At 59.7% G+C, this 22,161-nt stretch carries 23 protein-coding genes; 13 read left to right on the top strand and 10 right to left on the bottom strand.

Going from position 1 to position 22,161, the window contains the following annotated elements:
* Positions 1-165 precede the first annotated feature (165 nt).
* Positions 166-1,350, top strand: a complete 1,185-nt coding sequence (locus ACN2TU_RS08615) for a pyridoxal-phosphate-dependent aminotransferase family protein (RefSeq protein ID WP_435154674.1) — start codon at positions 166-168, stop codon at positions 1,348-1,350.
* A gap of 7 nt (positions 1,351-1,357) precedes the next feature.
* Here ACN2TU_RS08615 and ACN2TU_RS08610 read toward each other — a convergent pair whose 3' ends face one another.
* From ACN2TU_RS08610 to ACN2TU_RS08590, 5 genes are all read right to left on the bottom strand, one after another.
* On the bottom strand, positions 1,358-1,711 hold the full coding sequence (locus ACN2TU_RS08610; protein WP_435154672.1) for a HalOD1 output domain-containing protein: 354 nt from the start codon (positions 1,709-1,711) through the stop codon (positions 1,358-1,360).
* A 51-nt stretch (positions 1,712-1,762) separates the two neighbouring features.
* Positions 1,763-2,416, bottom strand: coding sequence for a helix-turn-helix domain-containing protein (locus tag ACN2TU_RS08605; RefSeq protein ID WP_435154670.1), 654 nt, complete (start codon positions 2,414-2,416; stop codon positions 1,763-1,765).
* A gap of 174 nt (positions 2,417-2,590) precedes the next feature.
* Positions 2,591-3,859 carry a histidinol dehydrogenase gene (gene hisD / locus ACN2TU_RS08600; protein ID WP_435154669.1) on the bottom strand — a complete coding sequence of 423 codons (1,269 nt, stop codon included), beginning with the start codon at positions 3,857-3,859 and terminating at the stop codon, positions 2,591-2,593.
* A 644-nt stretch (positions 3,860-4,503) separates the two neighbouring features.
* Positions 4,504-5,961, bottom strand: a complete 1,458-nt coding sequence (locus ACN2TU_RS08595; protein ID WP_435154667.1) for an extracellular catalytic domain type 1 short-chain-length polyhydroxyalkanoate depolymerase — start codon at positions 5,959-5,961, stop codon at positions 4,504-4,506.
* Between the two features lie 539 nt (positions 5,962-6,500).
* Positions 6,501-7,871: an NAD(P)/FAD-dependent oxidoreductase gene (locus ACN2TU_RS08590; RefSeq protein WP_435154666.1), complete on the bottom strand. Its 1,371-nt coding sequence runs from the start codon at positions 7,869-7,871 to the stop codon at positions 6,501-6,503.
* 125 nt (positions 7,872-7,996) lie between these two features.
* Between ACN2TU_RS08590 and ACN2TU_RS08585 the strand changes: the two genes are divergently transcribed.
* From ACN2TU_RS08585 to ACN2TU_RS08570, 4 genes are all read left to right on the top strand, one after another.
* Entirely contained in the window at positions 7,997-8,776 is a 780-nt protein-coding gene (locus ACN2TU_RS08585; protein WP_435154664.1) for an enoyl-CoA hydratase/isomerase family protein, read from the top strand.
* A 73-nt stretch (positions 8,777-8,849) separates the two neighbouring features.
* Positions 8,850-10,046, top strand: coding sequence for an amidohydrolase (locus ACN2TU_RS08580; RefSeq protein ID WP_435154663.1), 1,197 nt, complete (start codon positions 8,850-8,852; stop codon positions 10,044-10,046).
* 181 nt (positions 10,047-10,227) lie between these two features.
* On the top strand, positions 10,228-10,680 hold the full coding sequence (locus tag ACN2TU_RS08575) for a hypothetical protein (RefSeq protein ID WP_435154662.1): 453 nt from the start codon (positions 10,228-10,230) through the stop codon (positions 10,678-10,680).
* Positions 10,681-10,751: 71 nt separating this feature from the next.
* On the top strand, positions 10,752-11,735 hold the full coding sequence (locus ACN2TU_RS08570) for a D-2-hydroxyacid dehydrogenase (RefSeq protein ID WP_435154660.1): 984 nt from the start codon (positions 10,752-10,754) through the stop codon (positions 11,733-11,735).
* Between the two features lie 260 nt (positions 11,736-11,995).
* Here ACN2TU_RS08570 and ACN2TU_RS08565 read toward each other — a convergent pair whose 3' ends face one another.
* On the bottom strand, positions 11,996-12,178 hold the full coding sequence (locus ACN2TU_RS08565; protein ID WP_435154658.1) for an HVO_A0556 family zinc finger protein: 183 nt from the start codon (positions 12,176-12,178) through the stop codon (positions 11,996-11,998).
* A 57-nt stretch (positions 12,179-12,235) separates the two neighbouring features.
* Between ACN2TU_RS08565 and msrB the strand changes: the two genes are divergently transcribed.
* Complete coding sequence (gene msrB / locus ACN2TU_RS08560) at positions 12,236-12,637, top strand: peptide-methionine (R)-S-oxide reductase MsrB (protein WP_435154656.1); 402 nt, start codon at positions 12,236-12,238, stop codon at positions 12,635-12,637.
* Positions 12,638-12,696: 59 nt separating this feature from the next.
* On the top strand, positions 12,697-13,560 hold the full coding sequence (locus tag ACN2TU_RS08555; protein WP_435154655.1) for an MBL fold metallo-hydrolase: 864 nt from the start codon (positions 12,697-12,699) through the stop codon (positions 13,558-13,560).
* A 158-nt stretch (positions 13,561-13,718) separates the two neighbouring features.
* Here the strand turns inward: ACN2TU_RS08555 and ACN2TU_RS08550 are convergent, their stop codons facing one another.
* Positions 13,719-14,129, bottom strand: a complete 411-nt coding sequence (locus tag ACN2TU_RS08550; RefSeq protein WP_435154653.1) for a hypothetical protein — start codon at positions 14,127-14,129, stop codon at positions 13,719-13,721.
* Between ACN2TU_RS08550 and rqcH the strand changes: the two genes are divergently transcribed.
* The 3 genes from rqcH (at position 14,101) to ACN2TU_RS08535 (ending at position 17,981) form a co-directional block, all read left to right on the top strand.
* A complete protein-coding gene (gene rqcH / locus ACN2TU_RS08545; protein WP_435154651.1) occupies positions 14,101-16,197 on the top strand; it encodes a ribosome rescue protein RqcH in 2,097 nt (698 codons plus the stop codon). The genes ACN2TU_RS08550 and rqcH overlap by 29 nt on opposite strands.
* Before the next feature lie 104 nt (positions 16,198-16,301).
* Positions 16,302-16,994 (top strand): DUF4013 domain-containing protein, encoded by a 693-nt coding sequence (locus ACN2TU_RS08540; protein WP_435154649.1) that lies wholly within the window; start codon positions 16,302-16,304, stop codon positions 16,992-16,994.
* Positions 16,995-17,093: 99 nt separating this feature from the next.
* Positions 17,094-17,981: a DUF4013 domain-containing protein gene (locus ACN2TU_RS08535; RefSeq protein ID WP_435154648.1), complete on the top strand. Its 888-nt coding sequence runs from the start codon at positions 17,094-17,096 to the stop codon at positions 17,979-17,981.
* A gap of 3 nt (positions 17,982-17,984) precedes the next feature.
* On the opposite strand, the gene ACN2TU_RS08530 is transcribed toward ACN2TU_RS08535, so the two are convergent.
* Positions 17,985-18,692, bottom strand: coding sequence for a DUF4013 domain-containing protein (locus ACN2TU_RS08530; RefSeq protein ID WP_435154647.1), 708 nt, complete (start codon positions 18,690-18,692; stop codon positions 17,985-17,987).
* A gap of 112 nt (positions 18,693-18,804) precedes the next feature.
* On the opposite strand from ACN2TU_RS08530, the gene ACN2TU_RS08525 reads away from it, so the two are divergent.
* Entirely contained in the window at positions 18,805-19,890 is a 1,086-nt protein-coding gene (locus ACN2TU_RS08525) for an mRNA surveillance protein pelota (protein ID WP_435154646.1), read from the top strand.
* 80 nt (positions 19,891-19,970) lie between these two features.
* Positions 19,971-20,516 carry a hypothetical protein gene (locus ACN2TU_RS08520; protein ID WP_435154645.1) on the top strand — a complete coding sequence of 182 codons (546 nt, stop codon included), beginning with the start codon at positions 19,971-19,973 and terminating at the stop codon, positions 20,514-20,516.
* On the opposite strand, the gene ACN2TU_RS08515 is transcribed toward ACN2TU_RS08520, so the two are convergent.
* Positions 20,513-21,244, bottom strand: coding sequence for an MBL fold metallo-hydrolase (locus ACN2TU_RS08515; RefSeq protein ID WP_435154643.1), 732 nt, complete (start codon positions 21,242-21,244; stop codon positions 20,513-20,515). The genes ACN2TU_RS08520 and ACN2TU_RS08515 overlap by 4 nt on opposite strands.
* Positions 21,245-21,315: 71 nt before the next feature.
* Positions 21,316-21,600, bottom strand: coding sequence for a hypothetical protein (locus ACN2TU_RS08510; RefSeq protein ID WP_435154642.1), 285 nt, complete (start codon positions 21,598-21,600; stop codon positions 21,316-21,318).
* Positions 21,601-21,697: 97 nt separating this feature from the next.
* On the opposite strand from ACN2TU_RS08510, the gene ACN2TU_RS08505 reads away from it, so the two are divergent.
* Positions 21,698-22,117: an SRPBCC family protein gene (locus tag ACN2TU_RS08505; RefSeq protein WP_435154641.1), complete on the top strand. Its 420-nt coding sequence runs from the start codon at positions 21,698-21,700 to the stop codon at positions 22,115-22,117.
* Positions 22,118-22,161 lie beyond the last annotated feature (44 nt).

Here is a 22,161-nt window from a genome sequence, read left to right as displayed (position 1 = left end):
GGATACCCCTGCCTACACCGATAACCCCGATAAACCGGGGAGACCGTTTCCACCGTTTGGAAACGGTTCGCCCGGAGAAACGCCACGTTGCCCGATTCAACGACGCATTGGACGTTGCATGCCGGGAGGGCGGGATTTTTGTGACCCCGAGTGATACTGTGACGCATGGAACCACCCACGGTAGATGAGTTGACACCACCGGACAGAACGCTGATGGGTCCCGGCCCGAGCGAAGTACATCCCCGCGTGCTCAGAGCGATGAGCACGCCGTTGGTCGGTCATTTAGACCCGTCGTTTATCGAGGTAATGAACGACGTGCAAGACTTGCTCCGGTACACCTTCCGAACCGAGAATAAGTGGACAATTCCGGTGTCCGGCACCGGGTCGGCGTCGATGGAAGCCGCGATTGGAAACCTCGTCGAACCCGGCGACACGATGCTGGTTCCGACGAACGGTTACTTCGGTGGTCGGATGGAATCGATGGCGACTCGGGCGGGAGGCGAGGTCGTTCACGTCGATGCCCCCTGGGGCGAACCCCTCGACCCAGTGGATGTGGAAGCGGCGTTCGAAGAACACGACCCCGACGTGTTCGGATTCGTCCACGCCGAGACGAGTACCGGCGTGCTTCAACCGAACGTTTCCGAACTCACCAGCATCGCGCACGACCACGATGCCTACGTCATCGCGGACTGCGTGACCTCCCTCGGCGGCGTCGAACTGCGAGTCGACGACTGGGATATCGACGTGGCATACTCCGGGCCGCAGAAATGTCTCTCCTGTCCGCCGGGTGCGAGTCCGCTGACGCTCAACGACCGTGCGATGGAAAAAGTGCTCTCGCGCGAGGAACCCGCCCGATCGTGGTATCTCGACCTTAGTTTGCTCGAAGGCTACTGGGGTGACGAGCGCGCGTACCACCACACCGCACCGATTACGAACGTTTACGCGCTCCGTGAAGCCCTTCGATTGGTCGCCGAGGAAGGCATCGAAGCACGGTGGGAACGGCACCGAAACATGGCCGGCGCGCTCAAGGCGGGCGTCGAAGCGATGGGCGTCGAGATGAACGCACCCGACGACTACTGGCTGCCGAGTCTCAACGCGGTTCGCGTCCCTGCTGGTGTCACGGACACCGACGTGACGGACTACTTGCTAGAGCAGTACGACCTGGAAATCGCTACCGGTTTAGGTGATTTGGACGGCGAAATCTTCCGAATTGGCTGTATGGGTTATTCCGCACGCCCGGAAACGGTATCCTATCTTGTGAGTGCGCTCGGTGATGCCTTGCGAAAACAGGGTGCCGACGTGGACGTGGAGGCTGGGTTGTCGGCGACGAGCGGCGCACTCGGACGGTAAGCGTTCGTTAGCGACGGCGGTCGTCGGAGTCCGACGGCGCACGAACCAGTATCTCTCGCGTCTTTTTGACGGTTACTTCGTGACCGCTGTAGGTGAACGTGACGCTTCCCCCACCGTTCGGTTCGTTTCCAATCGGGTCGAAAAGCGAATCGAGTGCGTCCGGGTCGATGGTATCGTAGAGCGGTTCGAGAGCATCATTCCCGTCGTCATCGGACGCGCTCGGGATGACTTTTCGGTTGGAAACGGCGGATACCGCTGTTAGAACCGCCTCACTCGGTGATTCGTTCGGCTGTCGTCGGTAGCAAAACTGTTCCTGTTCGCGGTCTTCCGGTGTCGTTGTTTCTGGGGATATTTGACACATCCAGGCTAACGGGTCTGCTGGGGTATTGCCTTTCGTTGGTCATTCAACGCTTTAAGTATCCGACGGCGACGCGACCGTATGGGAGAGGAGGTTGGCCAATCCTCGTCGGCAGAGCGTCGAGGCGGCTTGATCGGAGATGTCGAACTCGTCGGCTATCTCTCGAAGCGTTATTTTCCGCGGTACGCTGAAAAAGCCCTCTTCGAGGGCATATAGCAGGACTTCGTGTTGCCGGTCGGTGACGCCATAGGCGGCATCGTCGGAGTCGTCCGCGCGATAGATGTGTTTGAGTTGGAGCGAAACGTCCCGTTCTTCCAACTGTTCGTGTAACGAAATTAGTACCTCACGATTGGGAATTCGGGCGCTGATTTGCGTGCCACTCTCCGTTCCCCTCACTTCGAGGAACGTGATGCCTTGTTCCACCGCGATGGGATAGATGAGCGACGACGCTCCTTCCTCCGAGAGTGCGACACGATAGAGTCGTCGCCCGTTACTTTCCGCGAGGACTTCGAACGCTTCGACCGTCGAGTCTCTCGGAAGCGTTCTGTCGATCGATTCGAAATCGTCACAGTCGACCCAGCAGACGAGCGCCGAGGACTTTCCCGAACGGAGTTGCAAATCCTCTATATCGACGGTTAACCCGGTAACGGCGCGTCTCGTTTTCGCCAAAATCGGAGTGTCGATGTCGAACTCTGCTATGAAATTCATCACTTTTCGGGTTTCTCAAACTACGGACTGAATCGGTAAAAACTTCCCCGTTAAATATGAGGAATTGCACACATCATCCGGTTCGACATTTCTCGTCCGCCGCGCTGACTTCCAGTCCCTCAAAGCTACCGCACGTAACGATTGCGTTCACTTCCGCCGAGTTTCACGCTTCGGCTACTCGAACCGTTTCCGCACGCTTTCGGCGTGGGCTTCCAACCCTTCCGCCTCCGCAAGCGTCTTAATCGTCCCCGAAAGCGAGTCGAGAGCATGCTCGTCGAGTCGCTGAACCGTCGTCGAGCGCAGGAACGTATCGACCGACAGGCCGCCCGTGATTTTCGCCAATCCAGTTGTCGGCAGAACGTGGTTCGTCCCGGAAGCGTAATCGCCCGCCGCGACAGGGGTGTACGAACCTAAAAAGACGCTTCCGGCACTGTCGATGCGGTTCAACAATTCCTCGTCGTCTTCCGCTTGAATCGAGAGGTGTTCCGCGGCGTACTCCTCCGCGAACAGCAAGCCTTCGCTCATCGAGCGAGCGACGAACACGCCGCTCGCATCGTTGTCGAGTGCGACCCGAATCACGTCCTCGCGTTCTCGCTCGCTCGCCTGCTGGTCGATTTCCTCGGTGACTTCCTCGGCGAACTCGGCGTCGTCAGTCACCATGACTACGGACGCGTTTTCATCGTGTTCGGCCTGTGCGACCATGTCGCTGGCGACGTATTTCGGATTCGCCGAGTCGTCGGCGAGGACGAGCAGTTCGCTCGGTCCGGCGAGGAAGTCGATTGCCACGTCGCCTTGCACCTCGGCTTTCGCCACCGTTACCCAGCGATTTCCGGGGCCGACGACTTTCTGTACGCGGTCGATTTGTTCGGTTCCGTAGGCCATCGCGCCGATTGCCTGCGCGCCCCCGACGCGATAGACTCTGTCCGCACCCGCAGCGTGAATCGCGGCCAGCGTGATTGGGTTCTGCGGTTCGCCCGGTGGCGTGGCCACCGAAACCTGCTCCACTCCGGCCACTTTCGCGGGAATGACGCCCATCAGCGCGCTGGAGGGGTAAGCCGCGGTGCCGCCGGGCGCGTACACGCCGACGCGCTCGATGGGTCGGAATCGGCGTCCGAGTTCGCGCCCGCCGAAGTCCTCGCGCCAGTCGTCCGGCATCTGGGCTTCGTGAAACTCGCGGATGTTTTCCGCGGCGTCCTCGATTGCCTCGCGCACGTCCGCATCGATTTCCTCGTAGGCGCGTTCCGCCTTGTCGGTGATGTCGATGTTCCCGACTTCCACGTCGTCGAACTCGCGGCTGAACTCCCGAACGGCCACGTCGCCTTCGTCGCGAACTCGCTTGATGATGTCGCGTACGTCGCTCCGGACGCTCTCGATTCCGGCGTCCCGGTCGAATAGCGCGCGGCGCTCGTCCGGCCCGAGGTCTGCGATTTCCTTCGTGTTCATGGCGTGGTGTTGGTGGGGGTGTGAAAAACGGTTTGCGCTCTCGGACTGGGATTGCTTTTCGAACTGCGAGGGTGTGTTCAATCCGCATGACGAGGGCGTTGGTGAAATTCATCATCAGCTATCGGAACTGTGTAGTGTACTAGCTGTCACCGACAACAGACACCGCCACCGTGTGATTGAGGATTGTTTGGGGAGAAGAAGCGAATCACGACAACACATACCGCCACCACTCCGCGACGACCACATCCTCCCCAACCGATTCTCTCAACTCGCTAACGCTCGTTTCGGTCATCCCTCGCGCGGCTACGACTCGGCGTCTCGGACGTGATGTCCTCGTCGCCTCGTCAGCACGCGCCACATGGCAAAATCGAATTTCGTGAATTGGTACAGACACGAGGCGTTCACTGCCGAAGTCTGACTGGCAATCGGTTGAGGAGGGTGTGGGCGGAGGCGGTTAGTTTGGAGTCGGTAATCGTAATCGACTGGTTCGAGATGATTCCGTGTTGTACAGAAATTCGGTCGAAATCGCGGTATCCCGAGACGGGAGCAGCGAACAGCACCGCAGAAGACCGTAGGTTTCTGTGCCGATTCTCACAGCCTCCCGAAATCAAACGGACATTCACAAAACGCAAAAAAGCAAGTCACTAGCAAGAACTGACTTTCCCGAAGTACCCTGCGGAGTTCTCCTTCAGCGTACTCGTGTAGGCTGGGAAGCCAAGGTAGTCGTCCGAACCCACGGCGTAGTAGACCCCGGTCGAGGAATCCTGATACGCCCGGTCAGCAGTGCCATGGTCGAAGTTGGTAGCCGAACCGCAGTAACCGGAAAACCCGTTTCCGACCGTTACGACCTCGGAATCCGCGTCGGTCGCTCCGGCGTCGTCGGTAACGGTCAACGTAACGGTGTACTCGCCTGCCGACCCGTAACTGTGGCTCACGGTCGAACCGGCTCCAGTAGCGCCGTCGCCGAATTGCCAATCGTAACTCATAATCGACCCGTCGGAATCGCTCGACCCGTTCCCGTCGAACGTGATGGATTCGCCGACTGCAGGGGAACTCGGTGTCGCGCTGACGGATGCGGTCGGGGTACCGTTGTCGCCATCGCCACCGTCGGAACCGCCACGAGGATGGGCGGCGAAGAAGTCCCACATGTGCTGGCTTGCGTCGGGGCCGCCGGGGGCGGTGTACTCCCCGCCCGCCGTGCCACCTGACCAGGCGTGCCCCATACCGTCCACTTCCCAGTACTCCACGAGCGAATTTTCGGAGTCGTCATGGTACTCCGAAACCGTGTAGCTGAACGAATCGGATTGGCCGTTCGTCACGGAATCCGGCGTCGTCTCGACGTTGTCGTCGTTCGCACCGTCGGAGGCGAGGTCGTTGGTCTGAATCGCCTGCACCGTCGCTTGGTCGCCGTTTATCGGCGCAACCGTATCGTCTGCCGTTCCGTGGAAGACGATGGTCGGAACCAAACTCGTGATGCCGAAGTATTCCATCGCGTCGTAGGCGTCGATGCCTTTCGCGTACGGATCCGATCCGCCGTAACTCATCGCCGTCGTGCCGCAACTCACGGTGTCCGCAACGTCGTACTCCAGCCCCGAGTGGATGCCGCCCGCCGCGTAGATGTCCGCGTACTCGGCGAGCAGGTTTGGTACCATAGCCGCACCCGCCGAAAGTCCCGCGACGTACACGCGTTCCGTATCGAGGCTGTGTGCGTCAATCGTCTCCTGTGTCATGCCAGCGATGACCGCGGCCTCGCCGTTTCCGCGTGTCGTATTGGCGTCGTAGAACCAGTTCCAACACTGCTCGCTGTTGCGTGCGTTATACTGATCGGGATAGATGACGACGAACCCCTCTTCGTCTGCGACTTCGTTCATGCCCGTCTCGACGCGGAACTCGTCCGCATCTTGGGTGCAGCCGTGGAGCATCACGACCAGTGGTGACCCCGCCCCCGCCGAATCGGGGACGTATTTCCAGTAGTCGAACCCGCTGTAGTAGTGATTCGTGTATGACCCCGCCGCCGTCGCCGTTCCCACGCTTCCGAGGATGCTCGTCGTTGCGACCGTTCCGCCGACCGACTGCAGGAGTGTTCGTCTATCGAGTTTCATGTGGTGTCCTTTCGTATCAATGATCTCAAACAAAATATAATAAAGGATAATATGTAAATATCGTCCCACGGTACCGGTTTATTGCTCGGCAGCCGCTACCGTGGGCGTCTTTCAAGCAGTTGATGTTGCTTTCGTGGAACGGACGTATCACTCACGAATCGTAGAATGTCGCCCGGAACACTAACTTCCAGCCTCATCCCGAGGCGGCGTGCCGCGTCGGCTGGCAAACCCTCGTGCCGGGCGCGTGGATGAACCACGAAGCGCCGAGATACAGTTACTATCCCAGCGGGCGATTTGAGAACCGCCACGTTCGAGCCGGTTCCACCGGCTCAGAGGGTGATTTTGGAGAAATCACCGAACTCACTGAACTGTCGCGTACCTGGGTTCTCCGCTCGGTCATCGCTCCCGAAGTGGGATTACTCCGGCGGGGACTGAGGTACGCACAGAATAGGTAGGTGACGAACCTGATAAGGGCTTTCGGGTTGTCTTCTACTAGACAGTATTATGAATACGATAGAATCGTGGTTCCTCGTCCGAATTCAAATCGTGTATTCTGATTCCGTCAACTGGACGTAGCCGCCGTCACGGTACCCGAACTTCGTTTTCTTGTATTTCGCCGCGAGTCGCGCGGCGCGGACGCCGGAGCCGAACTTCGATTTGAGGAGCCCTTTCCCCTCATCCTTGAGAAGCTTGTCACCCATCGAGAAGGTCTTGTCCCAGTCATCCGGTTCGTAGTCGGCGACGATGTCGGCAAACGAGACGTTCCGTAGGAGTTCGTCGCCGATTGCGGCTTTCCACTCGTCGTTGTACGATTCGAGGGAATCGGTTGCCGCGAGTTTTCCGGCGATCTTCCCGGTTCGAACCGCGACGTGGTAGCCGCCTTCGTGGAACGCGCTGGTCGTCCCCATCGCGCCCCCTGCGACGGCGATTCCGGCCTTGACGGGCGATTCGATCGGTTTGGTCGAGGAAATCGGGTAAGTCTCGGTACCGCCGGTTTTTCCGCGGTCTTCGACTAACGGGAAGTCGGATTCGATGTCGTACTCGTCGCCGTACTCGTGTTCGAGGAGTCTCCGGATGTATTCTCCGGCACGAGGCAGACTTTCGTCGTCCTCGTTCAGGAGGACGTACGATTCGGGATTCTCGACGTTTTCGATATTCATCCCGATTGGCATCGTGAGGCCGACGCGGGCCACCGTGCCGTCGTTCGGGAACACCCACGGATAGGCGGTTTCGCCGGGGATGTAGCCCCACCAGAATTTGAGTGCGGAGGCTTCGAACAGTTCCTCGGGGAACTCCCGATACTCCTGATAGGCGATGTGGTTCGCTTTCGGCGGGCTGAGGTGGTCGCTGACCGACCGTCCTTCGGGCATGAACTGGTCTAACACGTCAAGCGTGACGCGACGCTGTGGCCCGTCGGCGAGAACCAGATATTTCGCCGCGATATTCTCGCCGTCAGCGAGATGGAGGGTGTGTCGGTATTCGTCGTCGAGGTCGGTTTCGGCGCGCTTGACGCCGACGCCAACGCGATACTCCGCTCCGGCGTCCTCGGCGCGCTCCCTGAGCCAGTCATCCATCCGCGTTCGATTGAAGGTGAACCCCATCTTCGGGTATGAGGCGTCGATACCCGTCCGTCGGAGAACTGCACGTTCGTTCGGGCCGAAGAAGTCCACGCGGTCAAGTTCTTGGAGGATGATATGGTCGGGAATCTCCCGATAGTTCTCGTCCATGATGTCCACCCAGTAGTCGAGCATTCCGGCGGCGTCGGTGGAATCCGGGCCGAGGAACTCTCGGTCAGCGCGGGGGACGCCCTGTTCCAAGACGACGGCGCTCGCACCGTGCTTCGCGGCGTGGTCGCCGGCCGACATTCCGGCGGGGCCACCACCCACGACAGCAACGTCAAATCGCTCCATACGGCTACGGTACTCAACATGGGGTACTAAATTCTTAACCTTCTGTTCGGCGAATGGATTTTCGTTCGCTCACGATGGGTTTTCACGACGGTACGGTTTTCATGCCTCCCCTCGCAGGAGTCGGTATGGCAGAGTTCGAACATCTCGATGTCGAACGCGTCGGAGACGTGGCCCGCATCACGATGAACCGGCCCGAAACACACAATTCGATGAATCGCGCGATGGCGAGCGAACTGCGAACCCTCACGATGAACCTGTACGACGACGATTCGCGCTGTATCGTCCTTACCGGAACGGAGGACATTTTCAACACTGGTGCCGACCTGTCGGTGCTCTCCGGTGGCCCGGACGACGCTCGTACCCTTCGAAAAATCGCGTCGAACCTCCACCGAGCAATCGAGAATCTAGTTCGTACACCGAAACCCGTCGTGACCGGTGTGAACGGCATCGCGGCGGGCGGCGGGTTCGGACTGGCGCTTTCGGGGGATATCGTCGTTCTCTCGGTCGATGCGCGACTGGAGTTTGCCTATCCACGAATCGGTCTGACGGGAGACGGCGGTTCGACATACTTCCTGCCGCATCTCGTCGGACTGCGGCGGGCGAAAGAAATCGCCCTGTTGGACGAACCGATTGCACCCGAGGAAGCAGTCGAGATGGGCCTCGTCACGGAAGTCGCGGATGACTTCGACGCGCGACTCGCCGAACTCGCCGCAGACCTCGCGGACGGCCCAACCCGTGCCTACGGGGCAACGAAACACCTGCTCACTCGCGGATTGGGGCGTGACCTCCCGGCACAGATGGCGAGCGAAACCGACACCATCGCTCGGATGGCCGAAACCAGGGACTACGAACGTGGATTGGCCGCCTTTTTCGGAGAGGACGAACCGGAGTTCGAAGGTCGATAGATTCACCTCACAACGCCGACACAGTACATTTCGAACCGAAATACTAATCCTCCTCCTTACGAAGGGTTGTGCAATGCAGGCAATTGTCAATGGAGAGATTCACACGGTTTCTAAGGCGGGTGTAGTCGAAAACGGAACCGTCCTGTTCGAGGACGGGAAAATCGTTGCGGTCGGCGCGGATACGGACGTACCCGAAGATGCCGAAGTCATCGACGCTGGCGGAAAACCGGTCACGCCCGGTCTCGTAGAGGCCCACAGCCACGCCGGGATGGGCGAGTGGGGCGAACCCGAAGATGGCGATATTAACGAACTCACCGACCCCGTCACGCCGCACGTCAACGCGCTCGACGGCTTTCACCCCCGCGACGAAGAACTGAAACACGCCTATCAGGGCGGCGTGACGACCGTCAGCGCCCGAATGGGAAGCGCGAACGTCGTCGGCGGAATCATCTGCTCGATGAAAACCTACGGCGACATCGCGGACGAGATGCTGATTCAGGAGGACGGTATGAAGGCCGCGATGGGCGAAAATCCGAAGCGCGTCCACGGCGACCAGAACGGGCGCGAACCGACGACCCGGCCCGGAATCGCCGCAACCCTCCGGCAGGCTCTCATGGACGCCGAGGATTACGTCTCCCGGCGCGACAAGGCCGACGAAGAGGGCGACCCCTTTGACCGCGATTTGGGGCTGGAAAATCTCGCTCGCGTGGTCGAGGGCGACCTGCCGCTTCGCGTTCACGCCCACCGTGCGGACGACATCGCCACCGTGTTCCGAATTGCCGACGAGTTCGGCATCGAGGATCTCTCCATCGAGCACGCGACGGAGGGGCACGTCCTCGCCGACGAGTTCGTGAAACGCGACGTGCCTGCCATCGTCGGCCCCTCGCTCTACTCCGGCGCGAAGTACGAACTCTCGAACATCACCTTCGAGACGGCGGGCATCCTCCACGAGGCGGGCGTGAAAGTCGCCATTCAGACCGACGCACCGGTGCTTCCGCAGGAGCATCTGGACGTGTGTGTCGGACTGGCGATTCGAGAGGGATTGCCGAAAGACGTCGCGTTGGCAACTGTCACGCGCAACCCGGCCGAAATTTTGGGTATCGAAGACCGTGTCGGGACGCTGGAAGAGGGAACCGACGCCGACGTGGTCGTGTGGGACGGCCAACCGTTCGACATCGCCGCCGATGCCCAGCACGTCTTCGTGGACGGCCACCACGCCTACGATTCCGACCGCGACGACCGCGACCCGCGCGAGGAGTACGCCTGGTGAATTCCCGTTAGAGGCGTTCGGGAAACACTCCCTGAGAAACAGTCTTGGAAATTTCGGTGACAAAAGCACGGACAAGTCGTCTCAGTGTTTGTGCTCAACGCACTGAGTCGAGCTAAGAAATCGGTTCGTTCCCGACGTCTCCTGTAGAAGATTGATAACGAACTCCCTCTCAGACGATCACATGACGTCCGACCTTGCCGACCTCGGATTTCGGGACACCACCTACCCGACGGCCCGACTGCTCGCTGTGCTGAAACATCCGGCTGTCGGCATTCTCGGCGTTCTCACCGTCGTCGGCGTCGTCGCCCTTCCGAACCCGCTCCCGGAGCTTCCCGTTGCACTGTACGCCTTCCTCGGGATGGTAGAGGGGATCGGTCTCGCAGTCACGGCGGAAAATCTGGTCTTTCGGCCGACGAAGCGATTCCGGCTTCGGCGGGCAGTACGGTTCGTCGTGATGGTCGCCGGGGCAGTGCTGACCTTCGTCATGGCGATGGCGGTGCTGGGCGTCGCGCTGACGCTCCGCGATTGGGCGCTGTTGGGCGGATTCTGTGTCTCAGTTCCTGTGTCACTGTCCGCGATAGATTTTCTGAAAGACAGGGTTCGAGCCGAACTGGAGTCGTCGTCCACCCCGTAACCAGCCCTGTTTCGACGCCTTGATTTCCGCGACAGCCAGTTCTATTTCGTTGCGCGAGAAATTCGCGGACTATGACCGATTCCAAAGCCGACGCAGACCCCGACTCGCCTACGATTCTCGTCCTCCGTAGAGGTACCCACGGAATGCCCGTCTCCGACTATGTCGGGGAACTCCGCGACCGTCTTCCGAACCACGATATCCGACACGCGCGAACGCCGGACGAAGAACGCGAGCACATCGCCGACGCCGACATCGTGACGGGGATGACCATCGACGAGGAACTGCTGAGCCACGCCGAAAACCTGCGTCTGTTCGCCTGTGCCTACGCCGGAACGGGCCATCTCCCGCTCGACGCGCTCGAATCGAACGGAGTGGCGGTGACGAACGCTTCCGGCGTTCACGGGCCGAACATCGGCGAGCACGTTCTCGGGGCGATTTTGAGCTTCACCCGCGATTTCCTCCGCGCACGGCGACAACAGTCACGTCGGGAATGGCGACATTATCAGGCGGAAGAGTTGCAGGGAAGCACCGTCACGGTCGTCGGATTGGGTGCGATCGGGGAGAGCGTGGTCGAGCGAATGGAAGGATTCGGCGTCGAAACTATCGGCGTTCGATACTCGCCCGAAAAGGGCGGTCCGACGGACGAAGTGCTGGGATTCGACGACCTGCACGACGCACTCGCTCGAACCGAGTACCTCGTACTGGCCTGTCCCCTGACTGACGAGACGAGAGGCCTGCTCGACGATACTGCGTTCGATACGCTCCCGCCGAATGCCGTGCTAGTGAACGTCGCTCGCGGGCGAGTCGTGGAGACCGATGCACTCCTTTCGGCCATCCGCGGGAATCAGATTCGCGGGGCGGTGCTGGACGTGACCGACCCGGAACCCCTGCCGGAAGACCATCCGCTGTGGAACTTCGAAAACGTGCTCATCACGCCCCACATGGCGGGCCACACGCCGGAGTACTTCTCCCGACTCGCAGACATCGTCGCCGAAAACGTTCATCGTGCGAGCGAGACGGGGTCTTACGACGAATTGACGAATCAGGTTCGGTAATCGGAGGCGAGGTATAGAAACAGAACCCTGAACACACCCACCATCGACCCGGACACGGCGAGGACGACCACGTTCCAAACTCGGAGCGACCGACGACGACGACGATTCTTGCGGCGATTGCGACGGACAGCAGTCCGAACGCGACGAATTCGATTCCCTCACTTCTGGAGCGGACGCCCAGCGGATCGTCTGGTCAGAAGAGACAGTTCGTCCGTCGGCGGGATGCATTCGGCTAAAAGTAGGAGGGCAGTGGGGTTTCGTTACCAAAGCTGTGCGGCGGGCGTCTCGCAGGTGTCACAGACGACCGCGTCGTTTCCTTTGTAGGTGCCGTGTTCTAACGTTCCGTCGTGGCACCACTGACAATCCTCACCTTCGAGGCGTCCAATGACGCTCTGCTGGGTCGTCAAACTCATCTCGTCTGGACGTTTCGTTGCTCCCGGCATGAATTTGCTGGCCCACCTTGCAGGGAGTTTATCTTTCGGGGAGCGCTAGATGAAGTCATGAACGAACAGAGTTCCGACCTCCCCAAGAACGAAGACGAATGGCGCGAACGCCTCTCGGACGAGGAGTACCACGTCCTGCGCGAGCAAGGTACTGAACGTCCAGGCACCGGTGAACATCTCGATAGGAAAGACGACGGAACGTACGTCTGTGCCGGATGCGGCGCGGAACTGTTCGACTCGGACACGAAATACGATTCACACTGCGGCTGGCCGAGTTTCTACGACGTGCCCGAGGGGAACGTCGAGACGCGAGAGGACAGGAGCCACGGAATGTTGCGAACCGAAGTCGTCTGTTCGAACTGCGGCAGCCATCTGGGCCACGTCTTCGACGACGGCCCGAAACCGACCGGACAGCGCTACTGCATCAACAGCGTTGCGCTGGACTTCGACGAAGAGTAATACTACAGGTCGGTCTGTACGACCGGTTTTGCTTTCGTTCACCGAATCGTCGTTTCGGTATGGACGTCACACTGCTCGGTTCCGGAGGCAACTTTCCGATTCCGATGCCGACCTGCGACTGTCGGGTTTGTATCGAAGCCCGGCAAAAAGGTCTCCCGTATTCTCGGGTGGGAAATGCGACGTTCGTTCACGACGCGACGGCGCTTGTGGACGCTCCCGAATCCATTTGGAGAATGCTGAACCGAGAGGAAATTCCGGATGTCGAGTACATCTTCGTCTCGCATCACCACAGCGACCACGTTCGCGGCCTCCGTGTCGTGCAGGCGCTCTGTCGGGAGGGCTTCCCGATGAACGAGTGGGAAAAGACCGACCCGCCAACCATCGTCGTGAGCGAGAACACCTACGAGCTGCTCCGACGGGCACACGGTATCATCGCCGACTACGAAGACTGGGGTTTTGCCGAGTTCGAATTCCTGGACGACGGCGAGACGATGGACTGCAACGGCGTCGAAGTGACCTGCCACGGGTGGGAGATGGAACCTGACAGTGAGAACCTCATTTTCGGCTTCCAGTTCGATGACGACGACGCCACAACCCTCGTCACACCCGACGAGACGAAGTTCCTCGACACCGACCGTCTGCCGAGCGACCTCGACCTATGGATTCGAGAGTGTGGTTTGTTCCGAACAGACTCGGACGGAAACCCGATTTTCGGAGACGACCTCTGGGAAGCGGAGACGGAACTGGAAATCACGTTCGAGGAAACAGTCGAACAAGTGCGGGACGTTCATCCGGAGCGAACCGTCCTCACCGAGATAGACGAACTGTTTCAACGAAGCTACGACGATTTCTGCGAACTGGAAACTGAATACGACGAATTGAATCTGCAGTTCGGGTGGGACGGGATGGAACTGTCGGTGTGATTCGGTCGAGCGAAAACCAATTCGACCTGAAGAATTATTGTTGATACTGAATTACTTCAGTCATGGCTTCAGCAGAGGTCGAACACAGCGGCATCATGTTCGGTCGGAATCTCGCGCTCTCAAAGCGCTTGCTCGGGGTCGCGCTCGCTGTGTTCGTCTTAACCTTTCTCGCACATACGCCGCCGGAGGTGGTTCCGATCACGTTCGTTTTCGGACTCGACATTCGAGTCCTCGCCACCCTTGTCGTCGTTCCGGCCCTCGTAACCGCCTACTGGAACGATGGTTTCCTCGTTTGCCTCGCGCTCGCCGCAGCCCCCGCACTCGGGTTTTTCTGTTCCACTCGGTTTGTTCAATCTCGTCTCTCCCTCGTCGTCGCTTGGGACGACTCTCCTGACGGGACTTGCGGTTGCGCTCGTCTTCGGCGTGCCTGTGTACGTCGTCGGCGCAGGCGTTCGACGAATCGTGTCGTGGGTGTCCCACTGAACGGCGACACCGCCTGCCGAACGACACGCCTTTCCTCCCGCCCGAGAAAGGCCGGATATGGACAGAAAGCGAGAGCTTTCGAGCATCGACCTCGCCGCCGTCGTTCGCGAACTCGCGAGCTACGAGGGCGCGAAGGTCGACAAAGCGTATCTCTACGGCGACGACCTTCTGCGCCTCAAGATGCGGGATTTCGACCGAGGTCGGCTCGAACTACTCATCGAAGTTGGTGAAACCAAACGAGCCCACACCGCGGCACCGGAGCACGTCCCGGCCGCGCCCGGCAGACCGCCGAACTTCGCCATGATGCTGCGAAATCGGCTTTCGGGGGCGGACTTCGCGGGCGTCGAGCAGTTCGAGTTCGACCGCATCCTCCAGTTCAACTTCAAACGCGAGGACGGCGATACCACCATCGTCGCGGAACTGTTCGGGCAGGGCAATCTCGCCGTGCTGGACGAGAACAACGAAGTCGTGGACAGTCTCGACACGGTTCGACTCAAATCCAGAACCGTCGCGCCCGGGTCGCAGTACGAGTTCCCCAGTTCGCGGGTGAACCCGCTCGAAATTGACTACGAGGAGTTCGAGTATCGGATGAACGACTCGGACACCGACGTGGTTCGAACGCTGGCGACGCAACTCAACTTCGGTGGGCTGTACGCCGAAGAGGTCTGTACCCGCGCGAACGTCGAAAAGGCGAAGGATATCAGCGATGCCGACGAGGAGGAGTACGAACGCCTGTACGCCGCCATCGAGCGTCTGAAAGAACCGCTGGAGACGGGTGATTTCGACCCGCGCGTCTACTACGAGGACGATACTCGCGTCGATGTGACGCCATTCCCGCTCGAAGAGTACGAGGAGCGAGATGCAGAGGCGTTCGACTCGTTCAACGCCGCGCTGGACGATTACTTCACCAATCTCGATTTGAGCGGTGATGACGACAGTGCGAAATCCCAGAAACCGCAGAAGCCGGATTTCCAGGGTCAAATCGAGAAACAACAGCGCATCATCGACCAGCAGCAGGACGCGATCGAAGGCTTCGAACGGCAAGCGGAAGCCGAGCGCGAGAAGGCCGAACTGCTCTACGGCAACTACGGGTTCGTCGATGAAATCCTCTCGACGGTTCAAAACGCCCGTGCCGAAGACACCCCGTGGGCGGACATCGAAGCCCGATTCGAGGAAGGCGCGGAACGCGGCATCGAGGCGGCGGAGGCGGTGCAGGGAATCGACGAAAGCGAAGGAACCGTTACCGTCGAAATCGACGACACCGAAATCACGTTGTTTCCAGAAGACGGCGTCGAGAAAAACGCGGACCGCCTGTATCAGGAAGCGAAGCGCATCGAGGAGAAGAAAGCGGGTGCACAGGCCGCCATCGAGGACACCCGCGAAGAGTTGGAAGCCGTCAAGAAACGAAAAGAAGACTGGGAGGCGGAACCGGTGGAGGAACGGGACGACGACGAACCGAAGGACATCGACTGGTTGTCGCGGGCATCCATCCCGATTCGGAACCAAGAGCAATGGTACGAGCGATTCCGTTGGTTCCGAACCTCGGACGGATTCCTCGTCATCGGCGGACGTAACGCCGACCAGAACGAGGAACTCGTTAAGAAATACATGGACAGAAACGACCTGTTCTTCCACTCGCAGGCCCACGGCGGCCCGATCACCATCCTGAAAACGTCCGACCCGAGCGAACCTTCGAAGGACGTGGATGTGCCCGACCGGAGCAAAGAGGAGGCCGCCCAGTTTGCGGTCTCTTACTCGTCGGTCTGGAAGGACGGACGGTTTTCCGGAGACGCCTACATGGTCTCGCCCGAACAAGTGTCGAAGACGCCCGAGAGCGGCGAATATCTGGAAAAAGGTGCGTTCGCCATCCGCGGCGACCGAACCTATTTCAACGACACGCCGGTCGGCGTCGCGGTCGGTATCACCGTCGAACCGAACACGCGAGTCATCGGCGGCCCGCCGTCGGCCATCGAGTCACAGGCGGAGACGTACATCGAAGTCGAACCCGGACAGTACGCCCAGAACGACGCCGCCAAGCGACTGTATCGTGAGTTCCGCGAGCGATTCGAAGACACGTCGTTCGTACGGAAAGTCGCGAGCGCGGACCTGATTCAGGAGTTCCTCCCCGCGGGCGGGAGTCGGATGCTGGACTGACACGTCCGATTTTCGCCGAGAAGGGTTAAGCTGTCAGCGAGCGTTTCTAGAGCAGAGTCACGGCCTTGCGCTCAGTTCGCGGGCCTGCACTCGGGGGAGATAAAATGTTCAACGACAGCATCAACTACCTGAAGGACAGTGACGACGCCGCGAAGACGGTACTCATCGGGGGAATCCTTGTGATTTTTGGGTTCCTCATCATTCCGGCGCTCATCGTTCAGGGGTACACCATCCGTGTCCTGCGCCGCGTTTCGGACGGTGACACCGAAGCCCCTGTGTTCAGCGATTGGGGGAAGCTCACGATTGATGGCTTGAAAGCCGCCATCATCGTGCTTGTCTATTCGCTTCTCCCGGCCATCCTCGCGGTGGTATTCATCGGCGGCGGCGTGGCACTCATGGATCGTGCCCCGTTCATCGGTGGATTCGTCGCCCTGCTCGGGAGCCTGTTGACGTTCGTGGTCGGACTCGCGGTCCTGTACGTAGTCCCTGCCGCGCTCGTTAGATTCGCGGAGAAAGGGACGATGGGGTCGGGATTCGAATACGAATCGCTCGTGCCGATCGTCCGCGACCGGGAGTACGCGACCGGGTGGCTCCTGGCGTTGGGAATCCTCGTCGTGGCAGGTGTGATTACGAGCGCAATAGCGGTCGTTCCGCTCATCGGGTGGCTCGCGGCGGTGTTCCTCGGCTTCTACGCACAAGTGACGGCGGCGTACATCTACGCCCGGTCGTACGCGGAAGCGACCGAACACCGACTGCGTGAAGGGCCGGAAGTGGACGACACCAGACCCGCAGTCTAGTCGTCCGTTCTTTTTGCTCGAACGGACGATATCCAAATTGTTGTAGCCAGAACAACTAATTAGTTGGTAGATGAATTTTTCGGAGAGAGATGATCGGTCGTGATAGCTGAGGCACTTCGATATCCGGCTTCCGGCGATGAACCACGAAGGACGGTCGCTATCGGAATGGTGCTGGGAACGCTCAGCGTGTTGTTGCTCCCGATAGTGCCGGTGATGGGGTATATGAGTCGAGTTCTCGAATCGAGCTCGCGTGGCGAATCAGTTCCGACGTTCGATGATTGGGGCGACCTGTTCGTTCGTGGGATGATGACCGCGGTGGTCGTCCTCTGTTATGCTTTCATCGGCGCGACGGCGGTGGTCGTGGTCGGTGTGCTCTCGCTCGTACTCGGCCACATTGGCTTCGGTGGTTCCCTCGTTGGAATTCTCTTTTTCGTCGTTCTCGGACTCTTTCTTGTCGCGATGGCCCTGCCGGTGTGGTTTTTCGTTCCGGCGCTGATGACGAACTTCGTCCACGAGGGGCGACTCGGTGCAGCCTTCAACTGGAAAACGATTCGGACGGTCGCACTCGATCGGCGATACCTCGGCCGATGGTTCGTCGGTTTCTGTCTCGCTGGCATCGGGAAGGTCTTGTACGCGCTCTTCGGCGGAACCCTCGCGGTGGTAACGATGCTCGATAGCGGGAGTAGTTCCGTTCTTGTCGGTGGGCTCCGCGTCGTCGGCACCCTCGTCTGGTCGGCGGTCAGTTTCTACTGCCAAGTGGCCGCCGCCTACTGCTTCGATCGCGGCTACGCCGCTGCGACCGACCGACAGATGACGGTGAGCGACCAGTACCGGCCAGTGCACACCGGGGACGAGCGACGGACGACACGAGACGGCGAGTGGGGGGCCATCAGGGACGACACTGCCAGTGAAAGCGAGTGGGGTGAAGAATCAGCCGAGTGGCGAGAGCGCCACAGTCGGTCTCGATTTTCGAACAGCGACGAATGACCGTCAGTCGAGGGTCGATGCGCTGGGTTCCGGCGACTGCGGTCGCTGGTGTTGCGTCGTTTCGTTGAACGCTGAACCGAACATGTAGCCCCCGACGAGGTAGAGCCAGAACATGAAGAACGGATAGAACACGTATCCGAGGCCGAACGTGACTATCGAAATGATGGAGAATGCAACCCCGCCGGCCATGGCGATGAAAAAGGACAGCACAGCGGCGAAGAGGTATTTCCTGGACGTCACTATCGGCTTAATCGTCTCGAAGTCGAACGCTGAACCTATCTTGCCCGTCCGCCCGAGGTTCGTGTAGGCCGCAGGGAGGATGTAGGCAATCGGCAGCGAGAGTATCATTCCGATCAACACACCGAGGAGTCCGACGAAACCGACACCAGCACCCAATCCGCTCGTGTCCGTGCTACTCATGCCACCGACTCCGATGATGAAGGATACGAGCACGATGACGGCCGGAACGATACTGTAGACGATGTTAACGACCAGCGATTTCAGGCCCAACACGAGCAGGTTCCCCCAGTCATCGAACTCTGGCAGGTCTTCCTCGCCGCGCGAAACGGCGGCCAATGCCTCGATGACGTAGCCCATCGCCATGAGAATCGGGATGATGAAAATGAAAAGCAACGACAATCCGCCACCGATGAGGATTCGTTTGAGACCGTCGTCGTCTTTCGTCGGATACGACAATGCGTCTTCTAACATACCAATTACCATCTCATACGCGAGTTATTTAATTTTGTCTGATAGTTCCTCGAACTGCGGCCGAACGGTCAGAATAGCAGGGCACTTAGCACCGGACGACACAGTGTCGGGCATGCAGATACACGACCGAACGTCCCTCGACGGGAACCGCGAGCGAATCACGCTCGTTCCCGAGAGCGTGGACGACCTCTGGCATCTCACGTACCTCCTCGAACCGGGTGATAGCGTCGCGGGCGATACGACGCGACGAATTCAGCGTGCTGACGACCAGATGCGCGATACGGGCGGCGAACGGGAACACATGCATATCACGCTCGACGTGGAGGACGTGGAGTTTCATCGATTCGCCAATCGCGTCCGCGTCGGCGGCGTTATCACCGACTGTTCACGGGAAGACCAGTTGGGGCTTCACCATACGCTCAACGTCGAAGAACGCGACAAGATTTCCATCGAGAAGGAGTGGAAGCGCGACCAGTTAGACCGGCTCGACGACGCCGTCGAAGCGACCGAAAACCCGGACGTTGCCATCGCCACCGTCGAGGAGGGCGCGGCGCACATCCATACCGTCGCGCAGTACGGTGCCGACGAGTACACCTCGTTTACCGGAACGACCGGAAAGGGCGAGTACGCCAGCGGCCGAAGCGAACTGTTCGACCTGTTGGGTTCGGCGTTGAGTCATCTCGATGTGGACGCCATCATCCTCGCCGGACCGGGATTCACGAAGCAGGACGCGTACGACCATATCGCCGACAACTATCCCGACCTGACCGAACTCATCACGCAAGTGGACGTGAGTTCGGTCGGCGATAGAGGGGTTCACGAGGTGCTGAAACGCGGTGCCGTGGCGGACGTTCAGGAGGAAACACGAATCGGCCAGGAAGCGGAACTCATCGACGAGCTCACGAGACGAATGGCCGAGGGAGCAAAGGCTGCCTACGGTATCGAGGAGGTGGCGAAAGCCGCCGACTTCGGGGCGGTCGAACGACTGCTCGTGCTGGACGAACGCCTCCGCAAGGAGCGCGGCGCGCTCGGTGAGGACGAGGAGGGTGGCGAATGGGACATCGACGTGAACGAAGTCATCACCGACGTGGAGCGAAAAGGCGGCGACGTGACGGTGTTCTCGCACGAGTTCGCACCGGGCGAACAGTTGTCGAATCTCGGCGGCATCGCTGCCCTGCTTCGTTATCGATTGGAGTAGTGACCGACAGTTCGGTTGCACCCTCTTTTCTTCCCGATGGCAAGAACGCTTAACCGAATCCTGGCCGAAATTTCGGTACGATGTTCCTGTATCTGGCCGGGAAATTGGCCATCGTGGCAGTGTATTACCTGGTTAGGCTCATCCCGGTCGTCGGTCTGAAACTCTCCAACCGCTACGAACACGAACTGTTCGGCCCGCTGGTCGACGACGTTTCGGTCGTCGAAACACGGGGGGAGCGGTTCGGCCGTTCCGTCGCCGTCGAACTCGAGTTCGACAACGACAGCACACTGGACGCCCGAATCGTCGGGGGGAGTGTTCGACTGGGGTACTCGACGGACGGCGAGACCGTCTGTAACCTCGTCTGGACGGATGATTTCGAATCGCTTCCAAAAAACATCGACCTGTCGAAGATAGAGAACGAGGGAACGGGAACACTCCGACTCGAACACTGCATCGACGACGACGAACTCCACCTCGATGGCGAACTTCGTCTGCGTCGGATTTTTACGGTTCGCGGTCGAGAACTGCCCCTTGGCGTCGCCAGTTTCTCCCTCCCCGAGGAGTCCGTTCATATCGGCTCGGGAAGTGAAAAAGAGACGGAACGTCAACCCGCGGCCGAGCGCTAAATCGTGACCGAAAACAGGTCTTCTGCGAACCGTACGTCACCGTCGTAATGTTCCGCAACGGAGGAGACCATGGCTTCGTGTTTCCCGTCGGTGTGGGGGTAGAGGTGTGTGAGATAGACGCGGCCGATATCCGCACCGGAGAGCGCCTCGCCGAGCTGCGTCGGCGTCGGGTGATTCGCCACGTCCACTTCGTCGGGGAACGAACAGTCGTGAACGAGGACGGAACAGCCATCCGCGAAGTTGGCGAGTGCCGAAAACGCCTCGCTGTCGCCACTGAAGGTAAAATCATCGCCGAACCGATAGGCCAGACACGGCATCGAGTGCCGCGTCTCGAACCCTTCCACGTCGAACCCAGCCACGGAGAACTCCTGTTCGCCGACTTCGCGGATCTGAAGTTCGACTTTTCCATCGAGATAGTCGTGGACCGAGAGAAGTCCGTCGAGGAGGGCTTTGGTTCCCTTCGGTCCGACGACTTCGAGATGTTCTTCCCCGGCAAGCCAACGGGCTTTGAGGAGGGGGAGAAGGTCGGAAATGTGGTCGAGATGGTGATGGGTGAGCAGGACCGTCGAGATGTTTTCGTAACCGATTCCCGACTGCTGGAGACGGTGAAGAACGCCACTGCCACAGTCCACGAGGAGGCGATTCTCGTCGTTTTCGACGACGATTCCGGTCTGAAATCGTTCGCCGGTCGGCATCGCGCTACCCGTGCCGAGGAACGTGACTCGCATGTATAGACGGGTGTGCGGAAGGGTGAAAAAGGTTCAGCCGTGGTGGAAGGTAACTGTGGCCGTAGTGTGAGTCATGTCCGCCGGTGGACAGCGACGACGCCGCCGATGACGAGCAAGGCCACCAATGCGGGAATGTGCCATTCGTTTGCGATGGCAGGTGGGGCGATGAACGACCCGAAAAGGGCAACGGTGATTCCGACGACGGCCGCACCGGAGAGGGGTGCCAAATCGAGTTCGCCATCGTAGAACACTGCCACGGCGAGGGCGACGAGGCCGATGCCGAAGGCGATTCGTTCATCGCTCGAGGACAGGATTCCGTGCGGTATTCCGAAAATTCCCTCTGGTGGCATGGTCACGTGGACATTCACACCGGGTGTAGTTAACAGTGCCAGCACGAACAGGAACCGGCATCACGCCACCAACGATTTGCTCCCCCGCATCGTCAGTTCCGGTATGCGGGGCGACGTTCGCGTCGAGCGAAGTTCCGACGGAAGCCATCTCGCGGTTTCGCGCGAAGTCGACGCTTCGACGGAAACCGTCTGGAACCTGCTGACCGACACGACGTATTGGCCAGACTGGGGGCCATCGGTGCAGGCGGTCGAGTGCGCTGACGGAACGATCCGACCCGGTTCGACTGGCAGAGTAAAAACGCCACTCGCCATCTGGTTGCCCTTCGAAATCACCTCCTGCGACGGCTATCGCTGGACGTGGAACGTCGCCGGAATCCCCGCGACGGGCCACCGAGTCGAGGGGTTGACCGACCAAAGCGGCAGTCGCGTCGTGTTCGAACTTCCGATCGCCGCGGCGGGATACGTCCCGATTTGCCAGCGCGCCCTCTGCAAAATCGCCCGTCTCGCCGACGAAGGTTTATAAGCAAAGACGGAACCAGTTTTGCCTATCGGATGGTCGTCACGTCC

It is taken from the genome of Haladaptatus marinus (assembly GCF_051194195.1).
Note: the sequence above shows the minus strand (reverse complement) of the source record. Positions and strands in the feature narration are given on the sequence as shown.